At 67.0% G+C, this 25646-nt stretch carries 23 protein-coding genes and 1 tRNA gene; 14 read left to right on the forward strand and 10 right to left on the reverse strand.

Annotation, left to right across the window (positions count from 1 at the left end):
* Positions 1–131: 131 nt before the first annotated feature.
* From I0K15_RS09705 to I0K15_RS09720, 4 genes are all read right to left on the reverse strand, one after another.
* Positions 132–1496 carry a DUF3179 domain-containing protein gene (locus tag I0K15_RS09705; protein WP_196105236.1) on the reverse strand — a complete coding sequence of 455 codons (1365 nt, stop codon included), beginning with the start codon at positions 1494–1496 and terminating at the stop codon, positions 132–134.
* A 129-nt stretch (positions 1497–1625) separates the two neighbouring features.
* On the reverse strand, positions 1626–2783 hold the full coding sequence (gene dnaJ / locus I0K15_RS09710; RefSeq protein WP_196105237.1) for a molecular chaperone DnaJ: 1158 nt from the start codon (positions 2781–2783) through the stop codon (positions 1626–1628).
* Positions 2784–2929: 146 nt separating this feature from the next.
* Entirely contained in the window at positions 2930–4858 is a 1929-nt protein-coding gene (dnaK, locus tag I0K15_RS09715; RefSeq protein ID WP_196105238.1) for a molecular chaperone DnaK, read from the reverse strand.
* A gap of 288 nt (positions 4859–5146) precedes the next feature.
* Positions 5147–6811: an FAD-dependent oxidoreductase gene (locus I0K15_RS09720; RefSeq protein WP_196105239.1), complete on the reverse strand. Its 1665-nt coding sequence runs from the start codon at positions 6809–6811 to the stop codon at positions 5147–5149.
* Positions 6812–6864: 53 nt separating this feature from the next.
* Here I0K15_RS09720 and I0K15_RS09725 point away from each other — a divergent pair, with 53 nt between their 5' ends.
* The gene (locus I0K15_RS09725; protein WP_196105240.1) at positions 6865–7479 is read left to right on the forward strand and encodes an alpha-ketoglutarate-dependent dioxygenase AlkB family protein; all 615 of its coding nucleotides are present in this window, start codon (positions 6865–6867) and stop codon (positions 7477–7479) included.
* Here the strand turns inward: I0K15_RS09725 and I0K15_RS09730 are convergent.
* Positions 7476–8069: an SH3 domain-containing protein gene (locus tag I0K15_RS09730; RefSeq protein ID WP_196105241.1), complete on the reverse strand. Its 594-nt coding sequence runs from the start codon at positions 8067–8069 to the stop codon at positions 7476–7478. The genes I0K15_RS09725 and I0K15_RS09730 overlap by 4 nt on opposite strands.
* Positions 8066–8440 (reverse strand): acyl-CoA thioesterase, encoded by a 375-nt coding sequence (locus I0K15_RS09735; protein ID WP_196105242.1) that lies wholly within the window; start codon positions 8438–8440, stop codon positions 8066–8068. The genes I0K15_RS09730 and I0K15_RS09735 overlap by 4 nt, the downstream gene beginning before the upstream one ends.
* Before the next feature lie 136 nt (positions 8441–8576).
* Between I0K15_RS09735 and I0K15_RS09740 the strand changes: the two genes are divergently transcribed.
* A complete protein-coding gene (locus I0K15_RS09740) occupies positions 8577–12473 on the forward strand; it encodes a Hint domain-containing protein (RefSeq protein WP_196105243.1) in 3897 nt (1298 codons plus the stop codon).
* A gap of 117 nt (positions 12474–12590) precedes the next feature.
* On the opposite strand, the gene I0K15_RS09745 is transcribed toward I0K15_RS09740, so the two are convergent.
* Complete coding sequence (locus I0K15_RS09745; RefSeq protein WP_196105244.1) at positions 12591–13463, reverse strand: methylated-DNA--[protein]-cysteine S-methyltransferase; 873 nt, start codon at positions 13461–13463, stop codon at positions 12591–12593.
* A 120-nt stretch (positions 13464–13583) separates the two neighbouring features.
* On the opposite strand from I0K15_RS09745, the gene nth reads away from it, so the two are divergent.
* Both nth and I0K15_RS09755 read left to right on the forward strand, forming a co-directional pair.
* Positions 13584–14228, forward strand: a complete 645-nt coding sequence (gene nth / locus I0K15_RS09750; protein ID WP_196105245.1) for an endonuclease III — start codon at positions 13584–13586, stop codon at positions 14226–14228.
* On the forward strand, positions 14225–15214 hold the full coding sequence (locus tag I0K15_RS09755; RefSeq protein WP_196105246.1) for an adenosine kinase: 990 nt from the start codon (positions 14225–14227) through the stop codon (positions 15212–15214). Before nth ends, I0K15_RS09755 begins: the two co-directional genes overlap by 4 nt.
* A 57-nt stretch (positions 15215–15271) precedes the next feature.
* On the opposite strand, the gene I0K15_RS09760 is transcribed toward I0K15_RS09755, so the two are convergent.
* Complete coding sequence (locus tag I0K15_RS09760) at positions 15272–16270, reverse strand: threonine ammonia-lyase (protein ID WP_230374371.1); 999 nt, start codon at positions 16268–16270, stop codon at positions 15272–15274.
* Positions 16242–17042: a sulfotransferase family protein gene (locus I0K15_RS09765; RefSeq protein ID WP_196105247.1), complete on the reverse strand. Its 801-nt coding sequence runs from the start codon at positions 17040–17042 to the stop codon at positions 16242–16244. Before I0K15_RS09765 ends, I0K15_RS09760 begins: the two co-directional genes overlap by 29 nt.
* An 86-nt stretch (positions 17043–17128) precedes the next feature.
* Between I0K15_RS09765 and I0K15_RS09770 the strand changes: the two genes are divergently transcribed.
* Positions 17129–18697: a DUF5928 domain-containing protein gene (locus I0K15_RS09770; protein WP_196105248.1), complete on the forward strand. Its 1569-nt coding sequence runs from the start codon at positions 17129–17131 to the stop codon at positions 18695–18697.
* A gap of 18 nt (positions 18698–18715) precedes the next feature.
* Positions 18716–19102, forward strand: coding sequence for a histidine triad nucleotide-binding protein (locus I0K15_RS09775; RefSeq protein ID WP_196105249.1), 387 nt, complete (start codon positions 18716–18718; stop codon positions 19100–19102).
* A gap of 188 nt (positions 19103–19290) precedes the next feature.
* Here I0K15_RS09775 and I0K15_RS09780 read toward each other — a convergent pair whose 3' ends face one another.
* Positions 19291–20238, reverse strand: coding sequence for a hypothetical protein (locus tag I0K15_RS09780; protein WP_196105250.1), 948 nt, complete (start codon positions 20236–20238; stop codon positions 19291–19293).
* A gap of 58 nt (positions 20239–20296) precedes the next feature.
* Here I0K15_RS09780 and I0K15_RS09785 point away from each other — a divergent pair.
* The 8 genes from I0K15_RS09785 to I0K15_RS09820 all read left to right on the forward strand — a co-directional run bounded on the left by I0K15_RS09785 (position 20297) and on the right by I0K15_RS09820 (position 25609).
* Positions 20297–20373 (forward strand) — tRNA-Arg (locus I0K15_RS09785).
* Between the two features lie 280 nt (positions 20374–20653).
* A complete protein-coding gene (locus tag I0K15_RS09790) occupies positions 20654–20827 on the forward strand; it encodes a hypothetical protein (protein ID WP_196105251.1) in 174 nt (57 codons plus the stop codon).
* Between the two features lie 14 nt (positions 20828–20841).
* Positions 20842–22059 (forward strand): GTP-binding protein, encoded by a 1218-nt coding sequence (locus tag I0K15_RS09795; protein ID WP_196105252.1) that lies wholly within the window; start codon positions 20842–20844, stop codon positions 22057–22059.
* On the forward strand, positions 22056–22691 hold the full coding sequence (locus I0K15_RS09800; RefSeq protein WP_196105253.1) for a DUF1826 domain-containing protein: 636 nt from the start codon (positions 22056–22058) through the stop codon (positions 22689–22691). Before I0K15_RS09795 ends, I0K15_RS09800 begins: the two co-directional genes overlap by 4 nt.
* Positions 22691–22981: a DUF6525 family protein gene (locus I0K15_RS09805; protein ID WP_196105254.1), complete on the forward strand. Its 291-nt coding sequence runs from the start codon at positions 22691–22693 to the stop codon at positions 22979–22981. Before I0K15_RS09800 ends, I0K15_RS09805 begins: the two co-directional genes overlap by 1 nt.
* Positions 22978–24090 carry a CobW family GTP-binding protein gene (locus I0K15_RS09810; RefSeq protein ID WP_196105255.1) on the forward strand — a complete coding sequence of 371 codons (1113 nt, stop codon included), beginning with the start codon at positions 22978–22980 and terminating at the stop codon, positions 24088–24090. The genes I0K15_RS09805 and I0K15_RS09810 overlap by 4 nt, the downstream gene beginning before the upstream one ends.
* Positions 24087–24737: a DUF1007 family protein gene (locus I0K15_RS09815; RefSeq protein WP_230374372.1), complete on the forward strand. Its 651-nt coding sequence runs from the start codon at positions 24087–24089 to the stop codon at positions 24735–24737. The genes I0K15_RS09810 and I0K15_RS09815 overlap by 4 nt, the downstream gene beginning before the upstream one ends.
* On the forward strand, positions 24728–25609 hold the full coding sequence (locus tag I0K15_RS09820) for a nickel/cobalt transporter (RefSeq protein ID WP_196105257.1): 882 nt from the start codon (positions 24728–24730) through the stop codon (positions 25607–25609). The genes I0K15_RS09815 and I0K15_RS09820 overlap by 10 nt, the downstream gene beginning before the upstream one ends.
* Positions 25610–25646: the final 37 nt, after the last annotated feature.

Genomic DNA, 25646 nt, shown 5'->3' on the forward strand with positions numbered 1-25646 from the left:
GGCCGCGCCCGACCTCCCCCCCGGAGGGCGCGTTGGTGATGTCGCTCCCAGATTGAGCGGCATGGATACTTGAGAGCGCGGACCCATCAACCCGGTGCCAATAGCGCCCTCCAGGTCGGGCGCGGCCCTCGTCACTCCGAAAACAACTCGCTGCGCGTGCCAAGGTATCCGTCCCACGCGAACCAGTAGGCGATGTGGCCCGCGACTCGCGGCAGGGCGCGTCCGTCGGGTGCGGTCAGCGCCTCCTCACTTACCGACCAGACCGCGCCGCCCTCGTCGGCGACGCCCCCCGCGACGGCCGTGAAGTGGTGCGGACCGCGTTCAAAGGCGCGCACGCTGCGGGTGCCCTCGTCGCCGATCAGCACCAGCGCCTGATCCAGCATCCCGTCGTTCAGCACCCGCCCTCCGGCGAAGGCGTCGAGCGGCCAGGCCTTCGCGCCGCCGAACTGCCGGATGCCGAAGACGTAGTCCTTCTGCGCATGCTGCCGCTGATCGACGAGCGTCGGGAACATCAGATCCGGCGAGGCGAAGTACTCGCGATAGACCACGCCCGATCCGTAGTTCCGGTTGTGCCCGGTGCTCAGCGACAGGACCTGCGTGGCCGGGTTCGCCCGCTTCCAGTTGGCCCAGGTGTCGATGACGACGGGCCGCTGCTCCAGCCGGATGCCGCTGTCCACGAGCGGCCCGCTGACCGGCTCCCCGGTGAACTGGTTCCAGAGCGAATGCGTCGCCCGGTCGAACATCAGCTTGTTGGAGCGGTAGAGGAAACCGGATGAGCCGAAGACGAGGGGCTCCGCCCGCCCCTCCACCGCCGTCTCGAACAGGATGCCGGAGCCGCAGAGCGTGCAGTAGGCCAGCGCGACGGGCACACCGCCGATCAACTCGTTGAACATCTCGTGCCAGCCCATGATCCGCAGCGGATAGGCGCGCACGTCGCCGTTGATCTCCACCCCGAAGACGAGATCATCGCCGCGCAGGTAGTCGGCCTCGTCCGCTGAGATCAGGCGCGGGTTGTCCAGGGACGGGATGCCGTCCTTGCGCACACCACCCCAAGTGATCTCCTCCAGCCGGATGCGCATGCGGTCGCGGGCGAGGTGCTCGGGCTGCAGGAACACGTCGAAATTCGGGTCGATCGACAGGAAGAGCCGTCGCTTGTAGGGCATGTAGCTGGCATGCGGCACGACCTGCGGATTGGCCTCCTGCCAGAGCATCCACTCGAACCAGTCGGGTCCGGTCGGCTCACCGGTGATGTCACGCAGGACGCGGGCGACTTCGTCGCGTGGGCCGCGCGTGAAGCGCAGGGCGGTGATGAGGCCTGCGGCCATGTCGGGCGTGCCGACGGCGGCGATGTCGGCGAGGCCGTCGCGAAAGCCATCCGGGCGGCCCATCGTGACCTCCCACAGCGCGCCGGTGATCGGATCACGGGTCTGGGCGGAAAGCGGGGTTGCCGCGGCGGCGAGGCCGATGGCGGAGAACTGGCGGCGGGTGAAACGCATGGGCGGGGCTCCTCGGGACGACTGTTCCGAGGATGGCGCGTGTGCCGTTCACGTGCACTGCAAAGGGTTGCGAGGTTGGGGTTCCCCCCTTCCCAACCCTCCCCCCGAGGGGGGAGGGAGATGTGCGCCTTAACCGGTGCCGCGCATGCCGTCCCAGAAGCCCTTCACCTTGGTGAAGAAGTCCTCGCTCTCCGGGTGGTTTTCCTTGCTCTCGGCCTCGAACTCCTTGAGGAGCTCCTTCTGCCGAGCCGTCAGGTTCACTGGCGTCTCCACCGCGAGCTCGATGTAGAGATCGCCCGTGCCCTGTCCGCGGAGCTGCGGCATCCCCTTGCCGCGCAGGCGGAGCTGCTTGCCGGATTGGACGCCCGACGGGACCTTCACGCGGGAGCGGCCGCCGTCGAGGTTCGGGGCCTCGATCTCACCGCCCAGTGCGGCCGTCGCCATGGGCACCGGGATGCGGCAGAAGAGGTTCACGCCCTCCCGCTCGAAGATCGGATGAGCGGCGACGTCGATGAAGATGTAGAGGTCGCCCGACGGGCCACCCTGAACCCCGGCCTCGCCCTCACCGGCCAGCCGGATGCGCGTGCCGGTCTCGACACCCGCGGGGATCGTGACGTTGAGCGTGCGCTCCTTCTCGACCCGGCCCGCGCCGCCACAATTGCTGCAGGGGTTCTTGATGATCTGGCCGCGGCCGTCGCAGGTGGGACAGGTCCGCTCGATGGTGAAGAAGCCCTGCTGCGCGCGCACCTTGCCCATGCCCGAGCAGGTGGGGCAGGTCACGGGCTCCGCACCGCCCTCGGCGCCCGTCCCGTCGCAGACCTCGCAGGTTGCGGAGCCGGGCACGGTGATCTGGGCCTGCTTGCCGTTGAAGGCCTCCTCCAGCGTGATCCGCATGTTGTAGCGCAGGTCGGAGCCGCGCGTAGCGCGCTGCCGCCCGCGGCCGCCGCGGGCCCCGCCCATGAAGTCGCCGAAGAGATCGTCGAACACGTCGGAGAAGGCGGACTGGAAATCCCCGCCGCCCTGCTGGCGATAGCGCGCTCCGCCGCCACCGCCCATGCCGCCTTCGAAGGCCGCGTGGCCGAAGCGGTCATAGGCCGCGCGTTTCTCGGCGTCTTTCAGGACGTCGTGCGCCTCGTTGGCTTCCTTGAACTTCGCCTCCGCCTCCGGATTGTCCGGATTGCGGTCGGGATGGTACTCCATCACCTTCTTCTTGAAGGCCTTCTTGATCTCGGCTTCGGACGCGCCCTTCGAGACGCCGAGCACTTCGTAGTAGTCGCGTTTCGACATACGGTTTCCGTGTTTCTGAGCCGGAGCGCACAGCCTACCGGGATGCCCGGAAGATAGGCGGCGGCGCGCGGCTTTCCCAGACCGAACGTGAAACGGCCCCCCGGCAGTGCGGGAGGCCGGTCACAATCATCCGGTCGCTGTGGCGATCAGGACGCTTTCTTGTCGTCGTCGACGTCGGTGTAGTCGGCGTCGACCACGTCATCGTCACCACGCATCGCCTCGTCGGCCGCCTGCGGCTCGTCCTCGGTCTCGCCGGCCTCCTCGGCCTGCTGCGCCTGGTAGATCGCCTCGCCGAGCTTCATGGCGGCTTCGGTCAGGTTCTGCATGGACGCCTTGATCTTACCGGCGTCGTCGCCCTCGGTCGCTTCCTTGAGCTGTGCGGAGGCAAGCTCGATGGCCTCGACCGTGGTGGAGCTGACCTTGTCCTTGTGCTCCTCCAGCGACTTCTCGGTGGAGTGCAGCAGGCTCTCGGCCTGGTTCTTCGCCTCCACGAGCTCGCGGCGGGCCTTGTCGGCCTCGGCGTTCTCCTCGGCTTCCTTGACCATTGCCTCGATGTCGTCGTCGCTGAGACCACCGGACGCCTGGATGGTGATCTTCTGCTCCTTGTTCGTGCCCTTGTCCTTGGCGGAGACGGACACGATGCCGTTGGCGTCGATGTCGAAGGTCACCTCGATCTGCGGCAGGCCACGCGGGGCCGGCGGGATGTCCTCGAGGTTGAACTGGCCGAGCATCTTGTTGTCGGCCGCCATCTCGCGCTCACCCTGGAAGACGCGGATCGTCACGGCGTTCTGGTTGTCCTCGGCCGTGGAAAAGATCTGCGACTTCTTCGTCGGGATCGTGGTATTGCGGTCGATCAGACGGGTAAATACGCCGCCCAGCGTCTCGATGCCGAGGGAGAGCGGGGTCACGTCGAGCAGGACCACGTCCTTCACATCGCCCTGCAGAACGCCGGCCTGGATGGCCGCACCCATGGCGACGACCTCGTCCGGGTTCACGCCCTTGTGCGGCTCCTTGCCGAAGAATTTCGACACTTCCTCGTAGACCTTCGGCATGCGGGTCATGCCGCCGACCATCACGACCTCGTCGATGTCGGAGGTGGACAGGCCCGCATCCTTCAGCGCCGCCTTCACCGGCTTCATCGAGCGTGCGATGAGGTCGGAGACGAGGCTTTCCAGCTTCGCACGTGTCAGCTTCATCACCAGGTGCACCGGCTGGCGGGTGTTCGGGTCCATCGAGATGAACGGCTGGTTGATCTCGGTCTGGGAGGAGGACGACAGCTCGATCTTCGCCTTCTCGGCAGCTTCCTTGAGACGCTGCAGGGCGAGCTTGTCGTCGCGCAGGTCGATGCCGTGCTCTTTCTTGAACTCGTTGGCGAGGTACTCGACGATCCGCATGTCGAAGTCTTCACCGCCGAGGAACGTGTCGCCATTGGTGGACTTCACCTCGAAGAGACCTTCGTCGATCTCGAGGATCGAGATGTCGAAGGTGCCGCCGCCGAGGTCATAGACCGCGATCGTCTTGGAGCCTTCCTTGTCGAGACCGTAGGCGAGTGCGGCCGCCGTCGGCTCGTTGATGATGCGAAGCACTTCGAGGCCCGCGATCTTGCCCGCGTCCTTCGTTGCTTGGCGCTGGGCATCATTGAAGTAGGCCGGAACGGTGATGACGGCCTTCTCGACCTTCTCACCCAGATACTGCTCGGCGGTTTCCTTCATCTTCTGGAGGATGAATGCGGAGATCTGGGAGGGCGAAAAGTTCTCATCCCGCACGCGGACCCACGCATCGCCGTTCTGACCCTCGACGATCTCGTAGGGGACCATGCCCTTGTCCTTTTCTACCATCGGATCGTTGATCCGGCGGCCGATCAGGCGCTTGACGGCGAACAGGGTGTTGGTGGGGTTGGTGACGGCCTGGCGCTTGGCCGGCTGGCCGACGAGCCGCTCTTCCTCGGTGAAGCCGACCATCGACGGGGTCGTGCGCGCACCTTCGGAGTTCTCGATGACCTTGGCCTGGCTGCCGTCCATGATTGCAACGCAGCTATTCGTGGTGCCGAGGTCGATACCGATGACTTTAGACATTCACAAAAGTCCCTTCTTACTGGCGATACCGGGGTCCGGGTCCTGCTCGGAGGCCCCCGCGCCCCATCCCATGCCAATCACGCGAACGCGACCGGCGAACATCTGGCAGGGATATAGGGGGGCGGCTGGCGGGCCGCAAGCTTTCCGATCCGCTCCGGACGGGGCGGAAATCGGAGGGGCAAACCGCTTTCGGGAGCGCGTTTGGGGGGCTGGAAGCGGTGGCTGCAGCGCAGTGCACGCCGTGAGAATGCAGCGCCACCGCTCCTGCTGAAGCCGCCCTAGCGGCCCTCAGCCCCTCGCGTTCAGCTCGTCGATGTACTGGTGCACGGCGGAGACGACGACGGAGCCCTCGCCCACAGCACTTGCCACCCGCTTGACGGAGCCGGAGCGCACGTCGCCCACCGCGAAGATACCTGGGCAGGAGGTTTCGAACTGCGAGCGTCCGCCGGCCTTTTCTCCGGTCACGATGAAGCCCTTCTCGTCCAGCATGCAGCGCCCGTCGAGCCAGTTGGTGTGCGGCGCGGCCCCGATCATGATGAAGAGGGCGCGCGTCGAAATGTCCTGCGTCTCGCCGCTCTGGTTGTTCTTGATCGTCACCTGCTCGAGGCTGCGCTCACCGTGGAGCTGGCAGATCTCGGTATGCGGGCGGATGGTGATGCGCGGATGGTTCTCCAGCCGCTGCACGAGGTAGCTCGACATGGTCGATTTGAGCCCCGCGCCGCGGATCAGGACGTGCACGTGCTTCGCATGCCGCGACATGAACATTGCAGCCTGCCCGGCGGAGTTGCCGCCGCCCACGATGATCGCCTCGGTGTTCTTGCAGAACCGCGCTTCGAGGTCGGTGGCGGCGTAGTAGACGCCCGCCCCCTCGAACTCCTCCAGACGGGTCAGCGGCAGGCGGCGGTACTGCACGCCCGTCGCCACCACCACCGACTTCGCGCAGATGTCGGCGCCGTTGCAGAGCTTGATGCGCCAGCCCTTTTCCGTCGGCTCCAGTGCTCGGGCCGTGCGGGGCGCGGCGAAGAGCGCACCGAACTTGATCGACTGGATCTGGCCGCGATAGGCGAGGTCGGAGCCGGAGATGCCGGTGGGAAAGCCCATGTAGTTCTCGATCCGGCTCGACGTGCCGGCCTGCCCGCCGATCGCCGTGTTCTCGATCGTGATCGTCGACAGCCCTTCGGAAGCGCCGTAGACCGCCGCGGCAAGGCCCCCAGGTCCCGCGCCGATCACTGCGAGGTCGGCATTGGTGCCGTCATCGACCTCCAGATTCATGCCGATCGCCCAGGCGATGCCGGGATTGTCCGGCGTCTGCACCACGTGATCGCCGCGCAGCACCACGTTCACCGTGTTCGGGTCGAGCTCCAGCCGCTTCACCATGCGCTTGCCGCTCTCGCTCTCGGGGTCGAGCCAGCGGTGCGGGATCCGGTTTCGGCCCACGAATTCGAGGGCGCGCATCACGCCGGGATCGGTCTCCGGCCCCAGGATGGTGAGGTTCGCCGTCGCCGTCTTCATCAGCACCTCGCGCCGGGCGGAGAAGGCGGAGACGACGACATCGGCGATCTCGGGGTTCTGGTCGATGGTCTCGCGCAGCTGGGGACAGGTGACGCGAACCACCTCCGCATCCTCCATGACCTTGCAGGTGATGAAGGGCTTCTGCCCGCTCAGGAGCCCCAGCTCCCCGATGAAAGCATTCTCGTCCGCCTTCCCGATCAGCCCGTCGCCGTCCTCGGTCGGGTCGATGAAGTGGACGAGGCCCGACAGGATAACGAAGAAGTCGTATTCGTCCCCACCGGCGGTGTAGAGCATGGTGCCCGCGGGCACCTTCTCGACCGTGCCGACGCCCTTGAAGTACTCGATCTGGTCGGGGGTGAGGGACCGGAAGGCATCCTCGCGCACGAGCGCGCTGAGTTCGTCCTTGATCTCGGCATTTCGGGTGATGGGGCTGAGGCTCATCGGGGGATCATCCGCTCTCGTCGTGGTGTGGTTGCGGGACATATAGGTTGCAGATGACAGATCGCCTCCCCCCACTGAACATCGCCGGGTTCGAGATCCACAAGGGCTTCCTCGACCGAGCCGCGCAGGCTGCGCTCGTGGAGGCGATCCGCGGGGTGGCGCGGGCCGCTCCCTTCTTTGCGCCCGTCACGCCGTGGGGCAAGCCGATGCGGGTGCGCATGACCTCCGCCGGGCGTGTCGGCTGGATCACCGACCGGCGCGGCTACCGCTACGAGCCGACCCATCCGAGCGGCACGCCCTGGCCGCCGATCCCGCAGGAGGTGCTCGCGATCTGGGACGCGGTGGCCGAGGACGCGCGGCAACCGGACTGCTGTCTCGTCAACTTCTACGGCGAGGGCGCGAAGATGGGGCTGCACCAGGACAAGGACGAGGGGGATTTCTCCTACCCCGTCGTGTCGATCTCACTCGGGGACAGCGCCACGTTCCGCATCGGCGGGACCGAGCGGGCCGACCCGACGCAGAGCTTGCTGCTCGAAAGCGGCGACGTGGTGGTGATGGGTGGGCCCGCGCGCCTTGCCTATCACGGGATCGACCGCATCCGCTTCGGCAGCTCGACGCTGCTGCCCGATGGCGGGCGGATCAACCTGACACTGCGGGTGGTGGCCTAGGGCGCCATCGTGCAGCATCCGGCCAGGAGCTGCGGCGGCGTGCCGTCCTTCTCTATTAAAAGTCGGCTCGTGAGGCCGTAGAGGCGGTCCGACGCGCCGTCGCTGCACTCCATCGCCGTCGACATCAGCGTCATGCGGCGGTCTGAGAGCTCGACGATCACCGTCTCGCCCAGCGCGTCGGGAAGCGGATCGGGCAGCACCGTCATCAGGCCGCTGCGCCGCCGCTCCTCGGGCGTCTTCCACACGGCCTGTTCGTCGTCGTGGCTCAGCTCCCAGAACGGCTCCACCCCGAAGCAGCGGGGGCCGTTCGCCGGGGCGGGTTGCCGCTCCATGAAGCGCAGGCTTACCCAGCCGATCCCGTCGCGATGGTTGATGCGGCCCCAACCTTCCGCATCCTCCACCGTCACCTCGATCGCGACCGCGTCATGGGCGAGGCGCCCGATGATGTCCGCCTCGATCGTCGGCTCGGCCCGGATGTTGAGCACGTCGTCCGGCTCCACATCCACGACCCGGAACAATGCGGGCAGCGTGTCCTGCGCCGTGACGGCGGTCGGCAGAAGCAGGATCAGAACGGTCAGAAGCAGTTTCATGGCAAGGCCCTTTTCTGTCCGCCCTCATCCACGGCCACGAAGGTGAAGACGGCTTGCGTCACCTTCAGATGCTCGCCCGTGGGCTGGCGGCTTACCCACGCCTCCACACCGATCCGCATGGAGGTCGTCCCCTCTTTCAGCATGCTGGCGTAAATTGAGACCACGTCGCCGACATGTACAGGTTTGTGGAACGTCATCGCGTCCACTGCGACCGTGGCGACACGCCCGCGCGCCCGGGTCCGGGCCAGCACCGATGAACCAAGGTCCATCTGCGCCATCAGCCAGCCGCCGAAGATGTCGCCATTGGCGTTCGTATCGGCCGGCATCGCGATGGTCTGGAGCGTTAACGTGGCGTCGGAGTCGATGGTCATGAAACTTTTATCTGTCCCACTCGTTTCTAGCATCGTGCCCTTTGGGGCCGAATGTTCAAGTGATTGAGTGTTACCGGCTTAACGTCGTTTTCATCCCTCATCGTGCATTCGGGGGCCAGCCTGACAAGAGGACGGGATGGCCACGTATATCTATCGCAATGCGATTATTCTTAATCGCACGAATAACACTGTTCTTGATACCGGCATCACGATCCGGATCACGGATGACGACGACGCCTATTCGGGCTCCGGCACCGGTGGCGGCAATTATTCGGACAGCGACACCAATCAGCGGATCGAGGTTTTCGGTGCGGGCGGCAATCGCAGCGGGTCCAGCACGCAGGACGGGCAGACCGGGCGCACGACCTTCATCGACGCCAACGGGAACGAGATCACGGGGACGTATATCTTCGTCAATCTGCCCAACTCCGGGGCGGACTACCGCGTCTTCATCCCCGATGACCCGAATGCAAACTTCTCCACCGGCGACAGCTACAGCGAGCAGGACCGGACCGTCGAAAGCGTCCGATACGGTGACTTCTCGGGCGAGGGCCGGGACAGCGCGCAGTTCGACGCGGACGAGGGTCAGCGCTTCGACGCGGGTGGCGGCGCGGACACCGTCATCGGCTCCGATCAGGCGGATGACATCTTCGGGGGCGAGGGCGCGGACCAGATCGACGCGGAGGCGGGCGCCGACCGGGTTTCGGGCGGCAGCGGCGCGGATCTCGTCTTCGGCGGCAGCGGCAACGACACGCTCAGCGGCGGCACCGACGCGGACACATTGGTCGGCGAGACCGGCAGCGACGTCGTGCGCGGCGAAGGCGGTGCCGACTACCTCACCGGCGACGGCTTCGGGGAGACGGGCGCGGCCGACACGCTCGACGGCGGCGCGGGCCGGGACACCATCGTCGGCCAGGCGGGCGACGACAGCATCTATGGTGGCGCGGGCGACGATTATATCGAGGGCGGCGTCGGCGCCGACACCCTGATCGGCGATGGCGGCACACCACCGCGCCTCGGCCTGAAGTGGTCGGAACTGCCCGACCCGCAATCCGGCGGCCCGATCGACGATGGCGACGACTTCGCCAATAGCGACGACGCGACTGCGGTTTCCACCGATGTCGGCGGCATCCGGGTCACGGTCGGCTACGACCGTCAATCCGGCGGCACCGTCTTCGAATACGAGAACAACGCCCAGGTCATCGACGGGATCGAGGGGGACGGCCGCCCGGTCGAGAACAACTCCGCCGCCGCCATCCGCGGCTCGCGCGCAGACGGGCAGGGGCAGAACACCGCGACGTTGGAGTTGTCCTTCGACAGCACGGACGAGACCTATTCCGGCGCGGTCGAGAACGTGCAGTTCCGCGTCAACGACATCGATCTTTCCTCCAGCTCCAACGGCCATATCGACCGTGTCACCATCCGGGCCTTCGACGCGGACGGCCAGCCGGTCGAGGTGAACCTGACCTCCGGCGTCGGCGGCACCACCGGGCCGACGCTTGCCGATGCGGACGGTGTCGCGGGTCAGGAGCGTGCCACCGGGCGCGCCGACGGGGGTGAGAACGACGCAACGGGCTCGATCCTCGTCCAGATCGACGGGCCTGTCTCGCGGATCGAGATCGACTACGACAATCTCGGCGGCTCGTCCCAGCACGTCACTGTCACCGACGTCTACTTCACGCCCGAACTGGTCGAGGCGGACGGCGCGGACACGCTGGTCGGTGGTGAAGGCGACGACGTGCTCAGCGGCCTCGGCGGCGCGGACAGCCTGGTCGGGGGCGCGGGCGACGACACGATCTCCGGCGGTTCTGGCGATGATACCATCGCGCTGACCGACGATTTCGGGGCGGACAGCATCGTCGGCGGCACCGGGACGGACGTGCTCGACGGCACGCAGATCACCAGCCACGGCATCACCCTCGACTATGCGGGTGACGGCACGGCCACCCTCTCCGACGGGGCGGGCGAGACCGGCAGTGTGGAGGGGGTCGAGCGTCTCATCCTTACCTCCCAGGCCGATGTGGTCGAAGCAGCATCGAGCGTTGATCCGCTCGACATCTCCGGCCTCGGCGGCGCGGATACGCTCACCGGCGGCACGGGTGCGGACACGATCCTCGGCGGTGACGGCGACGATGTGGTGAGCGGCGGCGGCGGCAACGACGTGCTCCGCGGCGACGGGGAGGGCTTCACCTCCGAACGGCTCGCCTTCCGCTGGTCCGAGCTCGAGGACCCGAACCGCGCCTCGATCAATGCCGAGCCCAACGATGCCATCGACGATGGCGACGACCTGAACGACGGAGTGAGCCAGGATACCGGAGGCGTCCGCGTCGACGTCAGCTTCACCGATCAGGGTGACGCGGATCCGACGCAGGGGTTCGACTACGACAACCGCACCGTGGTCGCGAGCGACATCGCCGGGACGGCGGGCACGACGAACCCGAATTCCTCGGCCTTCCTGCGCGGCTCCGGCGGCGAGGCGGGCACGCGCACCGATACCTCCACGCTCGAGTTCGACTTCAACGCCACCGATCCGGGGGTGAGCGACGAGGTGTCGAACGTCGCCTTCCGCATCAACGACATCGATGCCAACGGCTTCCGTGACATTCTCACGATCCGCGGTTTCGACGCCGACGGGAACGAGGTCACGGTCCGCCTGACTGGCGGCGCCAACATGACCGTCGACGGCAACACGGTGCGGGCCAATGTCGGCACCAATTCGACCGCCGACAACCCGGCCTCCTCCCTGCTGGTCGAGATCGACGGCCCCGTACAGCGCATCGTCGTCGACTACGACAACGAGGATGCAGGCGGTCAGGCGATCAACGTCACGGATGTCTATTTCGACACCCTGCCCGCCACCGGCTCCGACACGCTGACGGGTGGAGAGGGCGACGACGACATCGCCGGAGGCCTCGAAAGCGATGTGATCCGGCTGACGGACGGCTTCGGGCAGGACACGATCGCGGGCGGGGAGGATGCCGACGGCGAAGATGTCGACCGACTCGACGCCTCCGCCATCACGGAAAGCGGGATCGACGTCGTCCTGAGCGGCGACGAGGCGGGCACGGCGACCGCAGGCGCCAACCGGGCCGAGTTCGTCGAGATCGAGGCGTTCACCCTCACCGAGCAGGCCGACACGTTCGACGGCAGCGCCAGCCGCGAGGGCCGGAGTGTCGAGGCCGGTGGTGGCGCGGATACGCTGGTCGGGGGCTCCGGCGCGGATACGCTGAGCGGCGGGGAGGGCGACGACGACATCACGATCGGCGTCGGCGACACCGCAATCGGCGGCGAGAACCCGAACGATTTCGACGTGCTGCGGATCGAGGACAGCGACGAGACCCGCTTTCGCGAGATCATCTACGACGCCGCCTCCGAACCCGGCAACCTGAGCGGCGAGGTCGTCTTCTACGACCGCGCCGCCGACGATCCGGAGCGGCGGGAGACGGGGCGCAGCAGCTTCTCCGAAATGGAGGCCGTCGTCTGCTTCGTCGCCGGCACGCGGATCGAGACCGATCGCGGTCCGGTTCCGGTCGAGGATCTTGCCCCCGGCGATCTGGTCGCGACGCTGGATCACGGCTTGCAACCGATCCGCTGGGCGGGGTCCCGCGACGTGCCGGCGATGGGGCGCTTCGCCCCGATCCGCTTCTCCGCCGGAATGATCGGCAACCGCCGCCCGCTCTACCTCTCGCCCCAGCACAAGGTTCTGGTCCGCGATCCGGAAGCGGAGCTGATGTTTGGCTCAGCCGAGGTTTTCGTCCCGGCGAAGGGCCTGATCGGGGGCCGAAACATCCGGCGCGAGGAGGGGGAGGAGCTGGTGAGCTACCACCACATCCTCTTCGACCGCCACGAGATCATCTTCGCCGAAGGCGCGCCGACCGAGAGCCTGAACCCCGGATCGATGCTATTCGGGACCGACGACGATACGGCGAAGGAGATTCGCGCCCTCTTTCCGGAGCTGGAAGCGCGACCCATGCGCCCCGCCCGCCCGACCCTGCGCCCGCGCGAGTATCAGCTGATTGCGCGGGCGGCCTAAACTGCCCTTGGCCCGCAGGCAAAGGCTTCTGGAACGCAACGGGCTGGAGAGCCCAAGGCGGCGGCGCTTCTGATGGGAAAAGAAGGCGGGCGTCGATAATCGCGCCCGCCTATTTGATCAGCCCGCTGTCGCCTCGGCCAATTCGGGTTCCGCCTCCAGCCGGGCGGCTTCCCAGGCCAGCATTGCCCGCTTGACCGGCAGGCCCCAGTGGTAGCCGCCGAGCCCGCCGGATTTCCGCATCGCGCGGTGGCACGGGATCAGCCAGCTCACCGGGTTCCGACCGACGGCGGTGCCGACGGCACGCACGGCCTTCGGGTTGCCGATGGCTTCCGCGATGTCGGAATAGGTCGTGACGTGGCCCGAGGGGATGCGCAGCAGAGCCTCCCAAACCTTGATCTGGAACGGCGCGCCGATGAGATGCAGCATCAGCTCGCCGGAGCCGCCGAAGACGCCCTCGACGAAGGGTGCCACGGCCGCCCGATCCTCGACCAACTCTGCGTTGGGCCAGCGGCCGCGCAGATCCTCCATCGCCTCCGCCTGCCCGGTCTCAGCCGAGAACGCCATGCCGCAGAGGCCCCGGTCGGTGGCCATCGCCAGCACCTCCCCGAACGGGCTGTCGAACCAGCCGTAGCGGATCGTCAGCCCCGCGCCGCCCCGGGCATAGTCGCCGGGGCTCATCGCCTCCCACCGGATGAAGAGGTCGTGGAGCCGCCCCGGGCTCGACAGTCCCGTCGCATAGGTGGTGTCGAGCACCGTGTGCCGGTCCTGCAAGAGCCGCCGGGCATGGTCCAGCGTGAGGTACTGGAGGTAGCGCTTCGGGCTCACCCCCACCCACTGGCTGAACACCCGCTGGAAGTGGGAGGGGCTGAGGCCGATGGCCGCTGCCAGCTCCTCCAACGTCGGTTGGTCGCCGCCGCGCTCCTCGATCACGCGCAGGGCCGCGGCCATCAGTTCGTACTGGAAACTGCTCTGATCGTCCTGACGGGTCATGGATCCGCTCCTCGTTTGCTTGGACCCGAGAATAGGCGTTGGCGCGCGTCGCACCCACCCGTTTCCTGCGTCGGGACGAACGCTTGCCCGACCCGTGCCGACCGTGCCATGAGGGCGCGGATGACCGCACCGCTGCCATACTCCACGATCCGAGAGATCTTCACCCGATTCCGCGACGACTGCGCGGAGCCGGAGGGGGAACTCGAACACCTCAACGCCTTTACCCTCGTCGTTGCCGTGGCCCTGTCCGCCCAAGCGACCGACAAGGGGGTGAACCGCGCGACCCGCGATCTCTTCGCCATTGCCGATACGCCCCAGAAGATGCTGGCGCTCGGCGAAGAGGGCGTGATCGGTTACATCAAGACGATCGGCCTCTATCGCAACAAGGCCAAGAACGTCATCAAGCTGTCCCGCATCCTGGTCGAGGACTACGGGGGTGAGGTCCCCTCCTCCCGTGCAGCGCTCGAGAGCCTGCCGGGCGTGGGGCGCAAGACCGCCAACGTGGTGCTCAACATGTGGTTCAAGCACCCGGCGCAGGCGGTCGACACCCACATCTTTCGCGTCGGCAACCGCACCGGCATCGCGCCCGGCAAGGACGTGGTCGCCGTCGAGCGTGCCATCGAGGACCGGGTGCCGGTGGAGTTCGCGCTGCACGCCCACCACTGGCTGATCCTGCACGGGCGCTATGTCTGCAAGGCGCGCAAGCCCGATTGCGCCCACTGTCTTATCAACGATCTCTGTGCCTTCGAGGAGAAGACCATATGAGCAAACGCTACCAGGTCGTCGGCATCGGCAACGCCATCGTCGACGTGATCGCCCAGACGGATGAGAGCTTTCTGGAGCATATGGGCATCCACAAGGGGATCATGCAGCTCGTCGAACGCGAGCGGGGCGAGACGCTCTACGCCGCGATGGACGACCGGGTGCAGGCGGCGGGCGGTTCCGTGGCGAACACGCTGGCGGGCCTCGGGAACATGGGGCGCAAGACGGCGTTCATCGGCCGCGTGCGCGACGATGCGCTGGGCCGGTTCTATGCCGAGGCGATGACCGGCGATGGCACGGATTTCCCCAACGGGCCGGTCGGTGCGGGTGAGCTGCCGACGTCGCGCTCGATGATCTTCGTCACCCCGGACGGGGAGCGGTCGATGAACACCTATCTCGGCATTTCGTCTGAGGTCGGACCATCTGACGTGGACGAGGATGTCGTGGCCGATGCCGAGATCCTGTTTCTGGAGGGCTACCTTTACGACAAGGATCAGGGGAAGGAGGCGTTCCACGCCGCGGCCCGCGCGATCCGAAAGGGCGGCGGCATGGCAGGGATCGCCCTGTCCGACCCGTTCTGTGTCGATCGGCACCGGGCCGACTTCCAGCGGCTGGTGGCCGAGGAGCTCGACTACGTGATCGGCAACGAGGCGGAGTTCACGACGCTCTACGAGGCGAACGATCTGGAGGAGGCGCTTGCCGCCGCCTCCTTCGCCTGCCCCTTGGTGGTCTGCACCCGCTCCGGCGACGACGTGGTGCTGATCCGGGGGGAGGAGCGTGTGACGGTGCCGGTCGAGCGGGTCACGCCAGTGGACGCAACGGGCGCCGGCGATCAGTTCGCGGCGGGCTTCCTGAACGGGCTTGCCACGGGGCGGTCGCTGGAGGTTTCGGGACGGATGGGCTGCATCGCGGCGGCGGAGGTCATTTCCCACATGGGCGCACGGCCGGAAGCGGATCTGAAGGCGCTGTTCGCACAGGCGGGTCTCTAGCGATACCGCCCCGGACTTGATCCGGGGCCGTTCCGATCAGTTGCGAAAGGTCCCGGCTCAGGGCCGGGACGGTTGGGCTGCCGCTAGCCGATCCCAGTTCGCGTCCGAGATGTTGGAGCCGCAGGCGATAATGGCCACACGCTTGCCCGCCAGCCTGTCGCGCAACGGGCCGGTGAGTGCTGCAAGTGCGGCCGCGCAAGCAGGCTCGACCATCAGCGAGAGAGCCTCCCGCATCCGGCGCATGGCCGGGGGAAAGGCCGCGTCCGGCAGGCGGACGACCTCGTCCACGTGCTTTTGGATCGCGCCAAAGGTCAGGGGCTCCGCGCGAGGCGCCGCGAGGCTGACGGCCATCGTCTCCACCTGATCCAGAACGACCGGCTCCCCGGCGGTCAGCGAGCGGGAGATGCTGTCGGCGCCCTCGGGCTCCACCCCGATGACCTCGCAGGCCGGGGAGAACAGCTTCACCGCCAACGCCACGCCCGCGATCAGCCCGCCGCCGCCCACCGGTACGATCACCGCGTCGAGCTCGGGCTGCGTTTTCACGATCTCATAGCCGCAGGTCGCGGCGCCCAGGATCATGTGGCGCGACTCGAAAGGGTGGAGCGGGACACGGCCCGTCTCCTCCGCCCGCGCGGCCAGCAGGGCCAGATCCGTCTTGGTGCCCGGCGTCCGCTCGATGGTGGCGCCCAGCGCCTCGCACGCGGCGACGGTGCCGGGATCGGCAGCCTCGGGCATGATGAGATGCGCGCGTGTCCCCGCCGCACTCGCCATCGCGAGGGCATGGTTGCCGCCCGAGGCCGCGATCACCTCCGCCCCGTCCGGCAGCGCATCGACGGCGAGCGTTACGCCGCGCGCCTTGAAGCTGCCGGCCTTCTGGAACAGCTCCATCTTCATCCAGACCCGCGCGCCCTCGGGAAGGTCCGGCTCCAGACGGGAGCCCGTCAGGTCCATCAGCGGCGTGCGCGCAACCCGGCCCCGCAGCCGTTTCCACGTCGCATCGATCTCGGCGAGGTCGGGCAGCCCGTCCCTATTTCGCGAGCTTCGCATGAACCTCATCGAGGTCGATCTCCTTCGCGGGCGGGTTCCGGTTCGGCTCTTTCGCGTACTTGAAGAGGTTGAAGTCGCGCCGGTAGATATCGAGCATGATGAAGTTTGACAGGTCGTCGAAATAGTCCTCGATCGGATGCGCCTGCCGCGGGCCATGATCCGCGCTCTCGTTGAAGCGGGGCATGGTGTCGACATCGATCTCGTGCGCCGTCTCGATCTGGCCGAGCACATGCTTCATCCCGTCCGCGAATTGCTCCGTCGGGAAGATGTGGTTGTAGCGCCCGCCGTTGCGGATCATCGTCGAAACGTGGCCGGAGCAGGCCGACCAGTGAATGTCCGGGTCCATCGGCTTGTGAAAGCGGATGGTGTCGCGCACGAAGAGCAGGAAGCGGCGGAACGACTTGATCTGGTCGAAGTCGCCCTCGACCTCTACGCCGTAGCGCTTGGTGAGCATCGGCACGAGGTTGCCGCGATACCGCTTTCCGTTGCGCTGGATGCCCGCGATCTTGTCGAAGAAGCTCGACAGGATGCGGCTGTAGGGGTTCCGCACGGCGGTGAAGGCGTAGATCTCCCGCTCCGTCACCGCCCTTTCGAGGAGCGGCTTGCTCTCCTCGATCGCCCATTTGTGGATGCCGTCCTGCGCGTCGTGGATATCGCCGTCGAAGTACCGCCCGTGATCGGTGTAGTACATGATCTGCCCGATGGTGGAGCAGGCGCATTTGGGCACCACGCGGTACACCACCGAGCGGCTTTCGGTCATCCAGGTGCCTGGGAAGGGCATGAAGCATCCTCGTTCGACGGAGAACCCTTCCTTGACCTCAGCGCCGGACGGGAGTCAAGAAAGCGGGGTCACCGGACGGGAGCCGCATGGTCCAGATCGCCTATATCCTTCTGTGCCACCGCGACCCGGAGCGCGTGATCGAGCAGGCACGGTTGCTCGTCAGCCACGGTGACCGCATCGCGATCCACGTGGACAAGAGCGCGCCGGAGGTCTTCGAGAGGATACGCGATGCGCTGAAGGACGACGATCGCGTCACCTTCGCCGAGCGGGTGAAATGCGGCTGGGGCGAGTGGAGCCTCGTGGCCGCGACCCTCAACGCATTGCGCGCGGCCCGGGAGGCGTTTTCGGAGGCGACGCATTTCTACTTCCTCTCCGGCGACTGCCTGCCGATCAAGCCGCGCGCCCACATCGCCCGCTTCCTCGCCGACCACGACGCCGATTTCGTGGAGCATCACGACTTCTTCGAGAGCGAGTGGATCAAGACCGGCATCCGGGAGGAGCGGCTGATCTATCGCCACTTCTTCAACGAGCGCACGCGCAAGCCGCTGTTCTACGGCAGCCTCGCGGTGCAGAAGACGCTGGGCCTCTCCCGCACGCTGCCCGAGGGCCTGCAGATCCACATCGGCTCGCAATGGTGCGTCCTGCGCCGGGTGACGCTGGAGCGGATCCTGAAGCTGATCGAGGAGCGGCCCGACATCGTCCGCTTCTTCCGCACGACGTGGATCCCGGACGAGACCTTCTTCCAGAGCCTCGTAATGCACGTCACGCCGAGGAAGGAGGTTCGGAACCGGACGCTGACCTTCCTCGCCTTCTCCGACTACGGTCTGCCGCTGGTGCTGCATGATGACCATTTCGATCTGATCCGGACGCAGGGCTACCTCTTCGCCCGCAAGATCTCGCCCAATGCGGATGATCTGCGCCAGCGGTTGACGGAGCTCTATGCAGATCCGGCGGAGGAGGTGGCGACCTCCGACACCGCACCGCAGCTCTACTCCTACGTCACCGGCCGCGGGCGCATCGGGCGGCGGCATGCGCGGCGGTTCTGGGAGCGCGGCGGCCAGATCGGCCGCGGGCAGGAGATGCTGGTCGTCGTCTGCAAGAAGTATCACGTCGCCAAGCGCTTTGTCGCGGCCGCCCGCCGCGCCGGCGGCCCACCCGCGCTGGGCTACGTGTTCGATGAGGATGCGGGCGCGTTGCCCCCGCTTGGCGGGATCGAGACGTCGAAGGCCAAGCGTGGCCGCCACCGGCGCGCGGTCCTGCGGATGCTCTTCGAGTATCACGAGACCGACCGGCTGATGATCTGCCTCGACCCCGCCAACATCGACGCGCTGCGCGACATCCGCTCGGACCAGTGCAGCCTGCGCGTGATGGAGCTGCGCACCAGTATCGATGATGACTACCTGCTGGGCCACGCCAAGCGGAACCACCTGGTGCCTGAAGGCGCCGCGCTTGCCGAGGCGGGCTCCCTGATCGGCACGCTCGACCGCCAGTTCAAGGATGAGAGCGAGGCGATCCGCGACATGGAACTGAGCCGCTTCCACAGCCTCGCACCCTCCGATGGCGCAGATCGCGCGGCCGAGGAGATCGCCCGCTTCCTCGACCTGCCGCTGGCCGCCGCGCGCGAGATGGCGGCCCAGGAAATCCCCTTCGACTGACCCGTGAGGAGAGCCCGCATGGCCTACGATTACGACGATCAGAACATCTTCGCGAAGATCCTGCGGGGCGAGATCCCGAACAAGACGGTGATGGAGACGGAGCACTCGCTCGCCTTCGAGGACATCAACCCGCAGGCACCGCAACACGTTCTGGTGATCCCGAAGGGTGCCTATGTCACCTTCGACCACTTCGCGGCGGAGGCGAGTGACGCGGAGATCTCGGACTACGTCCGCACGGTCGGGGAGGTCGCCCGCAAGCTCGGCGTGACGCCGGACATGGCCAGCGGCTACCGCATGCTCACCAACGCAGGGCCGGACGCCCACCAGGAGGTGCCGCACCTCCACGTCCACATCTTCGCCGGGGCGTTCCTGGGGCGGATGATCGACGTGCCGAAGCAGCGTTGAATTGAAGAACCCTCGACGCATGGAGGTCCGCGCCCGACCTGGAGGGCGCTTTTGAAACGGATTTGAGGGGCCAGCACCCTAAAGCATCCACGTCGCGCTCTCGGCGTCCGACATTGCCAACGCGCCCTCCGTGGGGAGGTCGGGCGCGGCCCGGCGGGCAGGCAGGCTGAGTACTCAGATTGCAAACCCTATCGCACCCACAGCCGCGCATCCTTCAAACGCCGCCGGATAACGGCCTCGTCTTCCGCCACCCCATCGGCAAACATGGCGCGCACCTCGGCGCCGCCACCGCGATAGAGCATCTGGTGAAACGGTGGATACCGCTTTAGCAGCTTCTTGATCCGCGGCACCTGCGCGACCTCCTCCAGCCGCGCGATCACCGCATCACTCTCCCGCGCATAGGCGAGCGGCAGAGTGCGCCAGTGACAGGTAATGTCGCCGTCCAGCCCTGGAACGTCCCGCTGCACCCCACCTTCCGCCGCGATGGTCAGCGGTAGCGCGATCTGGTCGAGCCACGGCGTCAGCGCCTGCTCCTCCAGCACAGGTCCCGGCTCCCGCCAGATCGCCTCCGCGATCTCGTGCCACTGCGCACCGAACCTGTGCGGGCAGGGCCCCAGAACCCAGCCTGCATTGAAGTAGGGAAAGCGCCGCCAATCGCCGACGGGCCACCGTTCGTCCTCCTGCAACGCGATGCCGAACCGGTTATAGAGCGCCTGCCATATCTCAGCGCGCTGCTCTTCGGAGCTCACCTTCGGCCAACTCGCCACGCGCCGTAGGCTGGCTGCGGGCCGCTCGAAGAGCTGATCCGGCAGGTCCGGCTCCCGCAGAAAAAGTGTGTCGGTGTCGAGGAACAGGAACGGCTCGCCCTCGGGCAGGAGACCCAGCGCCTCGATCTTGTTGCCGTGCGGGTAGGCCGCCCCGAACACCCGGTTGCGCAGGGGAACAACCTCGGCACCCCGCGCGCGATAAAACTCATAGAGATCATCATCCCCGACCCGCGGATCCTCCGGCCAGAGCGGCCCGGGCTGCGGCTCCGCCAGCAGAACCCGCGTGCTCTTCGGCAGCGATGCGAGCGCCAGAACGGCCTCGTAGGCGAGCCGCCCGCGCTGCACTACCATCAGGATGTTGAAGCACATACCCCGCCCGAAGAACCGTTTGCGCTGCCGGCTCTTCTACAGTAAGACCCGCGGCGACGCACCCATAGCTCAGCTGGATAGAGCGCTGCCCTCCGAAGGCAGAGGTCTCAGGTTCGAATCCTGATGGGTGCGCCACCAATTCCTTGAATTGATCCGCTGAATAATCCGTCCACCGCAGGCCAGTCGGCACTTTCGTGATGCGGTCCAGATGTTGTCGCTTGCTTGGGGTTCCTGAGGGGCGATCGATCGTCTGCCGGTCATCGCACTTGGTGGAGCGATGGCTGCAGTACGCCGCGAGATCCGATGCCTTACGACCTCCGCAGACCGGAAAGAATGCCGCTTCCTTCGGATCGCACGCTTGATACATGTTATGTTATAACATACTAAGCGTCTATCGAACTCGAAGAGGTGGTTGATGAGCAGGCCTGTGGTCACGCAACAGCGGCTCTCACAGGTGGCGCCTAAGCGTGCCGTTGGCCTGTCCAAGCAGATCTTCACCAACACAAGCGCGCTGTCCGACCCCGCGCCCGCTGATCCAGACATGATGCGCCACAACGCGACGACGCTCGCGCGGGCGCTGAGCTCCTGAGGAGAGGAAACCCCATGAACGTTCACGATCCCCGCCTGCCCGTCACCGTCCTCTCCGGCTTTCTCGGCGCGGGCAAGACGACGCTCCTGAACCGCGTCCTGAACAACCGGGACGGCCGCCGCGTCGCGGTCATCGTCAACGACATGTCCGAGGTGAATATCGACGCCGATCTGGTGCGCGCCGACACGGAACTCTCCCGCACCGACGAGACGTTGGTGGAGATGTCGAACGGCTGCATCTGCTGCACCCTGCGCGACGACCTGCTGGCCGAGGTGCGGCGCCTCGCGGCGGAGGGGCGGTTCGATTACCTGCTGATCGAGTCCACCGGCATCTCCGAGCCGCTGCCGGTCGCGGCCACCTTCGACTTCCGCGATGAGGCGGGCGACAGCCTGTCCGATGTCGCACGCCTCGACACGATGGTCACGGTCGTGGACGCCGTGAACCTGCTCAAGGACTACTCCAGCCACGACTTCCTGCGCGACCGGGGCGAGACGCTGGGTGAGGAGGATGAGCGCACGCTCGTCCACCTCCTCACCGACCAGATCGAGTTCGCCGACGTGGTGATCCTCAACAAGGTGGCCGACGCGACGCCCGAGCAGGTCGACGCGGCGCGCAAGATCATCCGCAGCCTCAATGCCGACACCCGGATCATCGAGACCAACCACTCGGACGTACCGGCCGACACGATCCTCGACACCGGGCTCTTCGACTTCCAGAAGGCGCATGAACATCCGATGTGGGCCAAGGAGCTCTACGGCTTCGCGGATCATGTGCCGGAGACCGAGGAATACGGCGTGACCAGCTTCGTCTACCGCGCACGCCAGCCCTTCGTGCCGGAAAAGATCATGGAGGTGCTGAACAACGACATGCCGGGTGTGATCCGTGCGAAGGGACACTTCTGGATCGCGACGCGGCCGGACTGGGTCGCCGAGTTCTCGCTCGCCGGGGCCCTGTCCTCCGTCACCCCGCTCGGCACGTGGTGGGCCGCGGTGCCCAAGGACCGCTGGCCCGATCACGACGGCGCGCGTGAGTACATGACGCAGCACTGGCAGGAGCCGTGGGGCGACCGCCGGCAGGAGATCGTCTTCATCGGCAGCGGCATCGATTGGCCGGCGCTGAAGGCGCGGCTCGATGCAGCACTGCTGCCGGCGGTCGTCGCGGGCGGTCTCGATGAGCTGCCCGACCTTCCCGATCCGTTCCCGGCCTGGCGCCGGGCGGAGGCTGCGGCATGACGCTGGTTCGGGAAGTCGTCGAAGACGCCGCGATCGGCGTTGGAGTTGCCGACACGGCGGAAGGTCTGTCGGCGCTGCACCAGCCGGGATGCGCCGCCGTGATCTGGCGGCGTCAGACCCCGCCGCACGTTCAGCACTGGCTCGACACGCTGAAGCCCCAGCAACTGCCGCGCGGCCGCATGATCCTGCATGCGGAAGATGTACGCGATGCGGTGGTGAAGACCTGTGATCTCGCCGGACTGCCGGAGGGGGCGGAGCGGAACTGGCTGATCGACGACGCCGTGGACCTCGCCGACATGTTCACGGGGCTGGTGAAGGCGCGCCACCTCCGACTGCGGTTCGACGTCGTGACCACGAATGCCTGCGAGCGGTTTCACATCGACGCGGTCACGTCGCGGCTCGTCTGCACCTATCGCGGCACCGGGACGCAATACGGGATCTCCCCCGACGGGGCCGAGCCGCGCCGCGTCTTCACCACACAGACCGGTGCGCCAATCGTCCTGCGCGGCACGCTCTGGCCGGAGCATCCCCGCTCCGGCCTCCTGCACCGTTCCCCGCCGATCGAGGGAACGGGTGAGACGCGGCTGGTCCTCGTGCTCGATCCGATCTCCGATCCGGAGGAAGAATCCTGATGTCAGGAAACCGCGGCCGGACGAGCCTCAAGTGCCGCCGCCGATCCGAAGACCCGATGCGCGAATACGACCGCCTGCCGACGGAGCTGCGGGCGTGGCTCGCCTCCGCAGCCCTACCGTGGCGCCCCCGCTCGGTGCGGCGCGCGTTCGAGGCCGCTTACGCTCGCACGCGGGACGAAGCGAGCGCCCTGCGCGAACTCGATCGCCTTCAGAGCAGACTTCTGGCAAAGGATGCTGGTAAGATCTGGGGGCGAGGGCATCCCCTCGCGATGGGGGAGTTCGAGACATGACGCGTATTCCGGTCACGATCCTGACCGGCTTTCTGGGAGCCGGGAAGACGACGTTGCTCAACCGCCTGATGACGGAACCGGGTTTCGGTGACACGGCGGTGATCGTGAACGAATTCGGTGAGGCGGGCGTCGACGGCGGTCTTATCGCGCAGGCCGATGACCGCGCCTTCGCCATGTCGACGGGATGCCTGTGCTGCACAGTGACGGGCGACGTCCGGCTGACCCTGCTGCGCCTGCTGGATGAGGCCGAGCGCGGCGTCGGCCCCAGCTTCTCGCGTGTGGTTATCGAGACGACGGGTCTCGCCGATCCGGCGCCCGTGCTGCAGACCTTCATGACGAACGACTACATGCTCAGCCGCTTCACGCTGAACGGCGTCGTGACGCTGGTCGACGCCGTGGGCGGTGCGGACGCCATCGAGCGCTTCGATGAGGCGCAGCGGCAGGCCGCGGTCGCGGACCTCATGATCGTGACGAAGGGCGACCTCGCGCGGGACCCGGCGTCGCAACGGGAACTGGCGGAGCTGCGCCAGACCCTCAGCCGGTTGAACCCGAACGCACGTGTGCTCGACGCCGATCAGGTGTCCGCGGAGACGGTCTTCTCCCTCGCCGCCTTCGATCCGTCGGGGAAAGCGCCGGACGTGCAAGGCTGGCTGCGCTTCGGCCACGACGACCATGCTGGATCCGGCCATCATCACGGTCACGGCCATGATCACCACGGGCACGACCACCATCACCACCACGACATCAATGCCCACGGCGACACGGCGTCGGCCTTCTGCTTCTCCGCCACAGGACCGATCGATCCGTGGGCGCTGGAGGATGCGATCGCGGCCCTTCAGGCGAGCTTCGGCCGCGACCTGTTGCGCATCAAGGGCTTGGTGGAGATCACCGGCCAGCCCTCCAGACCCCGCGTGCTCCATGTCGTGGGCCATATCGCCAGCCCACCGCGGCTCATCGACGGGTGGCCGGAGGGGATCGACGCAACGCGCATCGTGGTGATCGTCAGTGGCGATGGCCGCGCGGCCCTGCCCGAGATGCTCGGACGGTTCCTGCCCGAGCTCCGCCCGTTCGACCGCCTTGCCGCCGAGCCGGTCGCCGCACCCGCATGATGCCTTCCCTCAGGAATATCGGCCTGGCGCTTGGCGCCCTCGCGGCGGCGCCCGCCTTCGCCCATCCCCACGTCTTCATCGACGGCGGTGTCGACTTCGTGCTGCGCGAGGGGGCGGTTCTCGAAGCGCTCGAGGTGACCTGGCTCTACGACGAGTTCGAAACGCTCTACATTCTGTCATCCTACGATATCAGCCTGAACGACGAGGGGGGGCTCGATGAGGCGGATCGACAGCAGTTGGTGGGGCAGCAACGCGAATGGCCGGAGGATTTCGAGGGCACCGCGCACCTCACGGTGGAGGGCGAAGACATCGCCCTTGAGCGGCCGAGCGCGCTCGGCGCCCGCCTCGTCGAGGGTCGTCTGGAATTGACCTTCACCCGGCAACTCGAGAGGCCCATCGCGCTGGAGCAGAAGGACGTCGAACTCGCCTTCTACGAGGCGACCTATTTCTACGCTCTGTCGATCGCCAATGCGCCGCAACTGCTTGGCGAGCCCGGCGGCTGCGCGGCGCAGGTGGTCCCCTTCGAGCCCGACACGCAGCTCGCGGCGTTGGAGATGACCCTCTTCGAGCTCGGCCGCGAGGAAACCCCCGCGATCGAGAATGTCGGCGCCCTCTTCGCCGACAGGATTGCCCTGCGATGCGACTAATCCTCCCCTTCATTCTGGTTGCGGCCGCGATCCTCGCCGTGTCCCTCAGCGTCGATTTCGACAGCGTCGCGCGGTGGGCGGCCGAACAGCAGCGCAGCTTCCAGAACCACATGGCGACTGCGATCCGCGCCCTGCGATCCGGGGATGCGGGCGCTGTCGCGGCACTTCTCGCGGCGGCAGGGGCCTATGGCTTCGTCCACGCCGTGGGGCCCGGGCACGGCAAGTACCTGATCGGCGGCGTCGGCCTCGGGACCTCAGTCTCCGCCACCCGCCTGTTGGGCATCGCGCTCGTGTCGAGCCTGATGCAGGCGCTCTGGGCCATCGCGCTGGTCTATGGCGGCTTTCTGCTGCTGGAGGTCTCGGCCCGCCAGATGACCACGCTGGCGGAGGACATCCTCGCCCCGGCCAGCTACCTTGCCATCGCCGCCGTCGGCCTGATCCTCGTCTGGCGCGGCGGGCGGGCTCTCATTCGGCGCAATGCGCCTGAGCCGAGCCACCACCACGCGGAACACGATTGCGGCTGCCATTCGCACGGGCCGTCCCCGGACCAGGTCGCCCGCCTCGCATCGTGGCGCGAGGCTGCCGTTCTGGTCGCGAGCATCGCGATCCGCCCCTGCACCGGCGCGATCTTCCTCCTCGTGATCGCCTGGCAGATGGACATCCGCCTGGCCGGCGCCGCCGCCGTCGTGGTCATGGGCATGGGCACCGCCGCCCTGACGAGCATCGTGGCGGTGTCGAGCACCGCCGCCCGGGGCCTCACATTCGCCTCGGCCGGCGGCAGGGGCATGTCACTCGCGGTGCCAGCGCTTCAGATCGCAGCCGGTGCTGCCATCGCCTGGATCAGCATGGTGACGCTCAGCCTTTCGCTCTGACGACGAGGTGGCGCTTTACGCCACAACAACGGCTTCT

Source organism: Pontivivens ytuae (assembly GCF_015679265.1).
Taxonomy (GTDB): domain Bacteria; phylum Pseudomonadota; class Alphaproteobacteria; order Rhodobacterales; family Rhodobacteraceae; genus Pontivivens; species Pontivivens ytuae.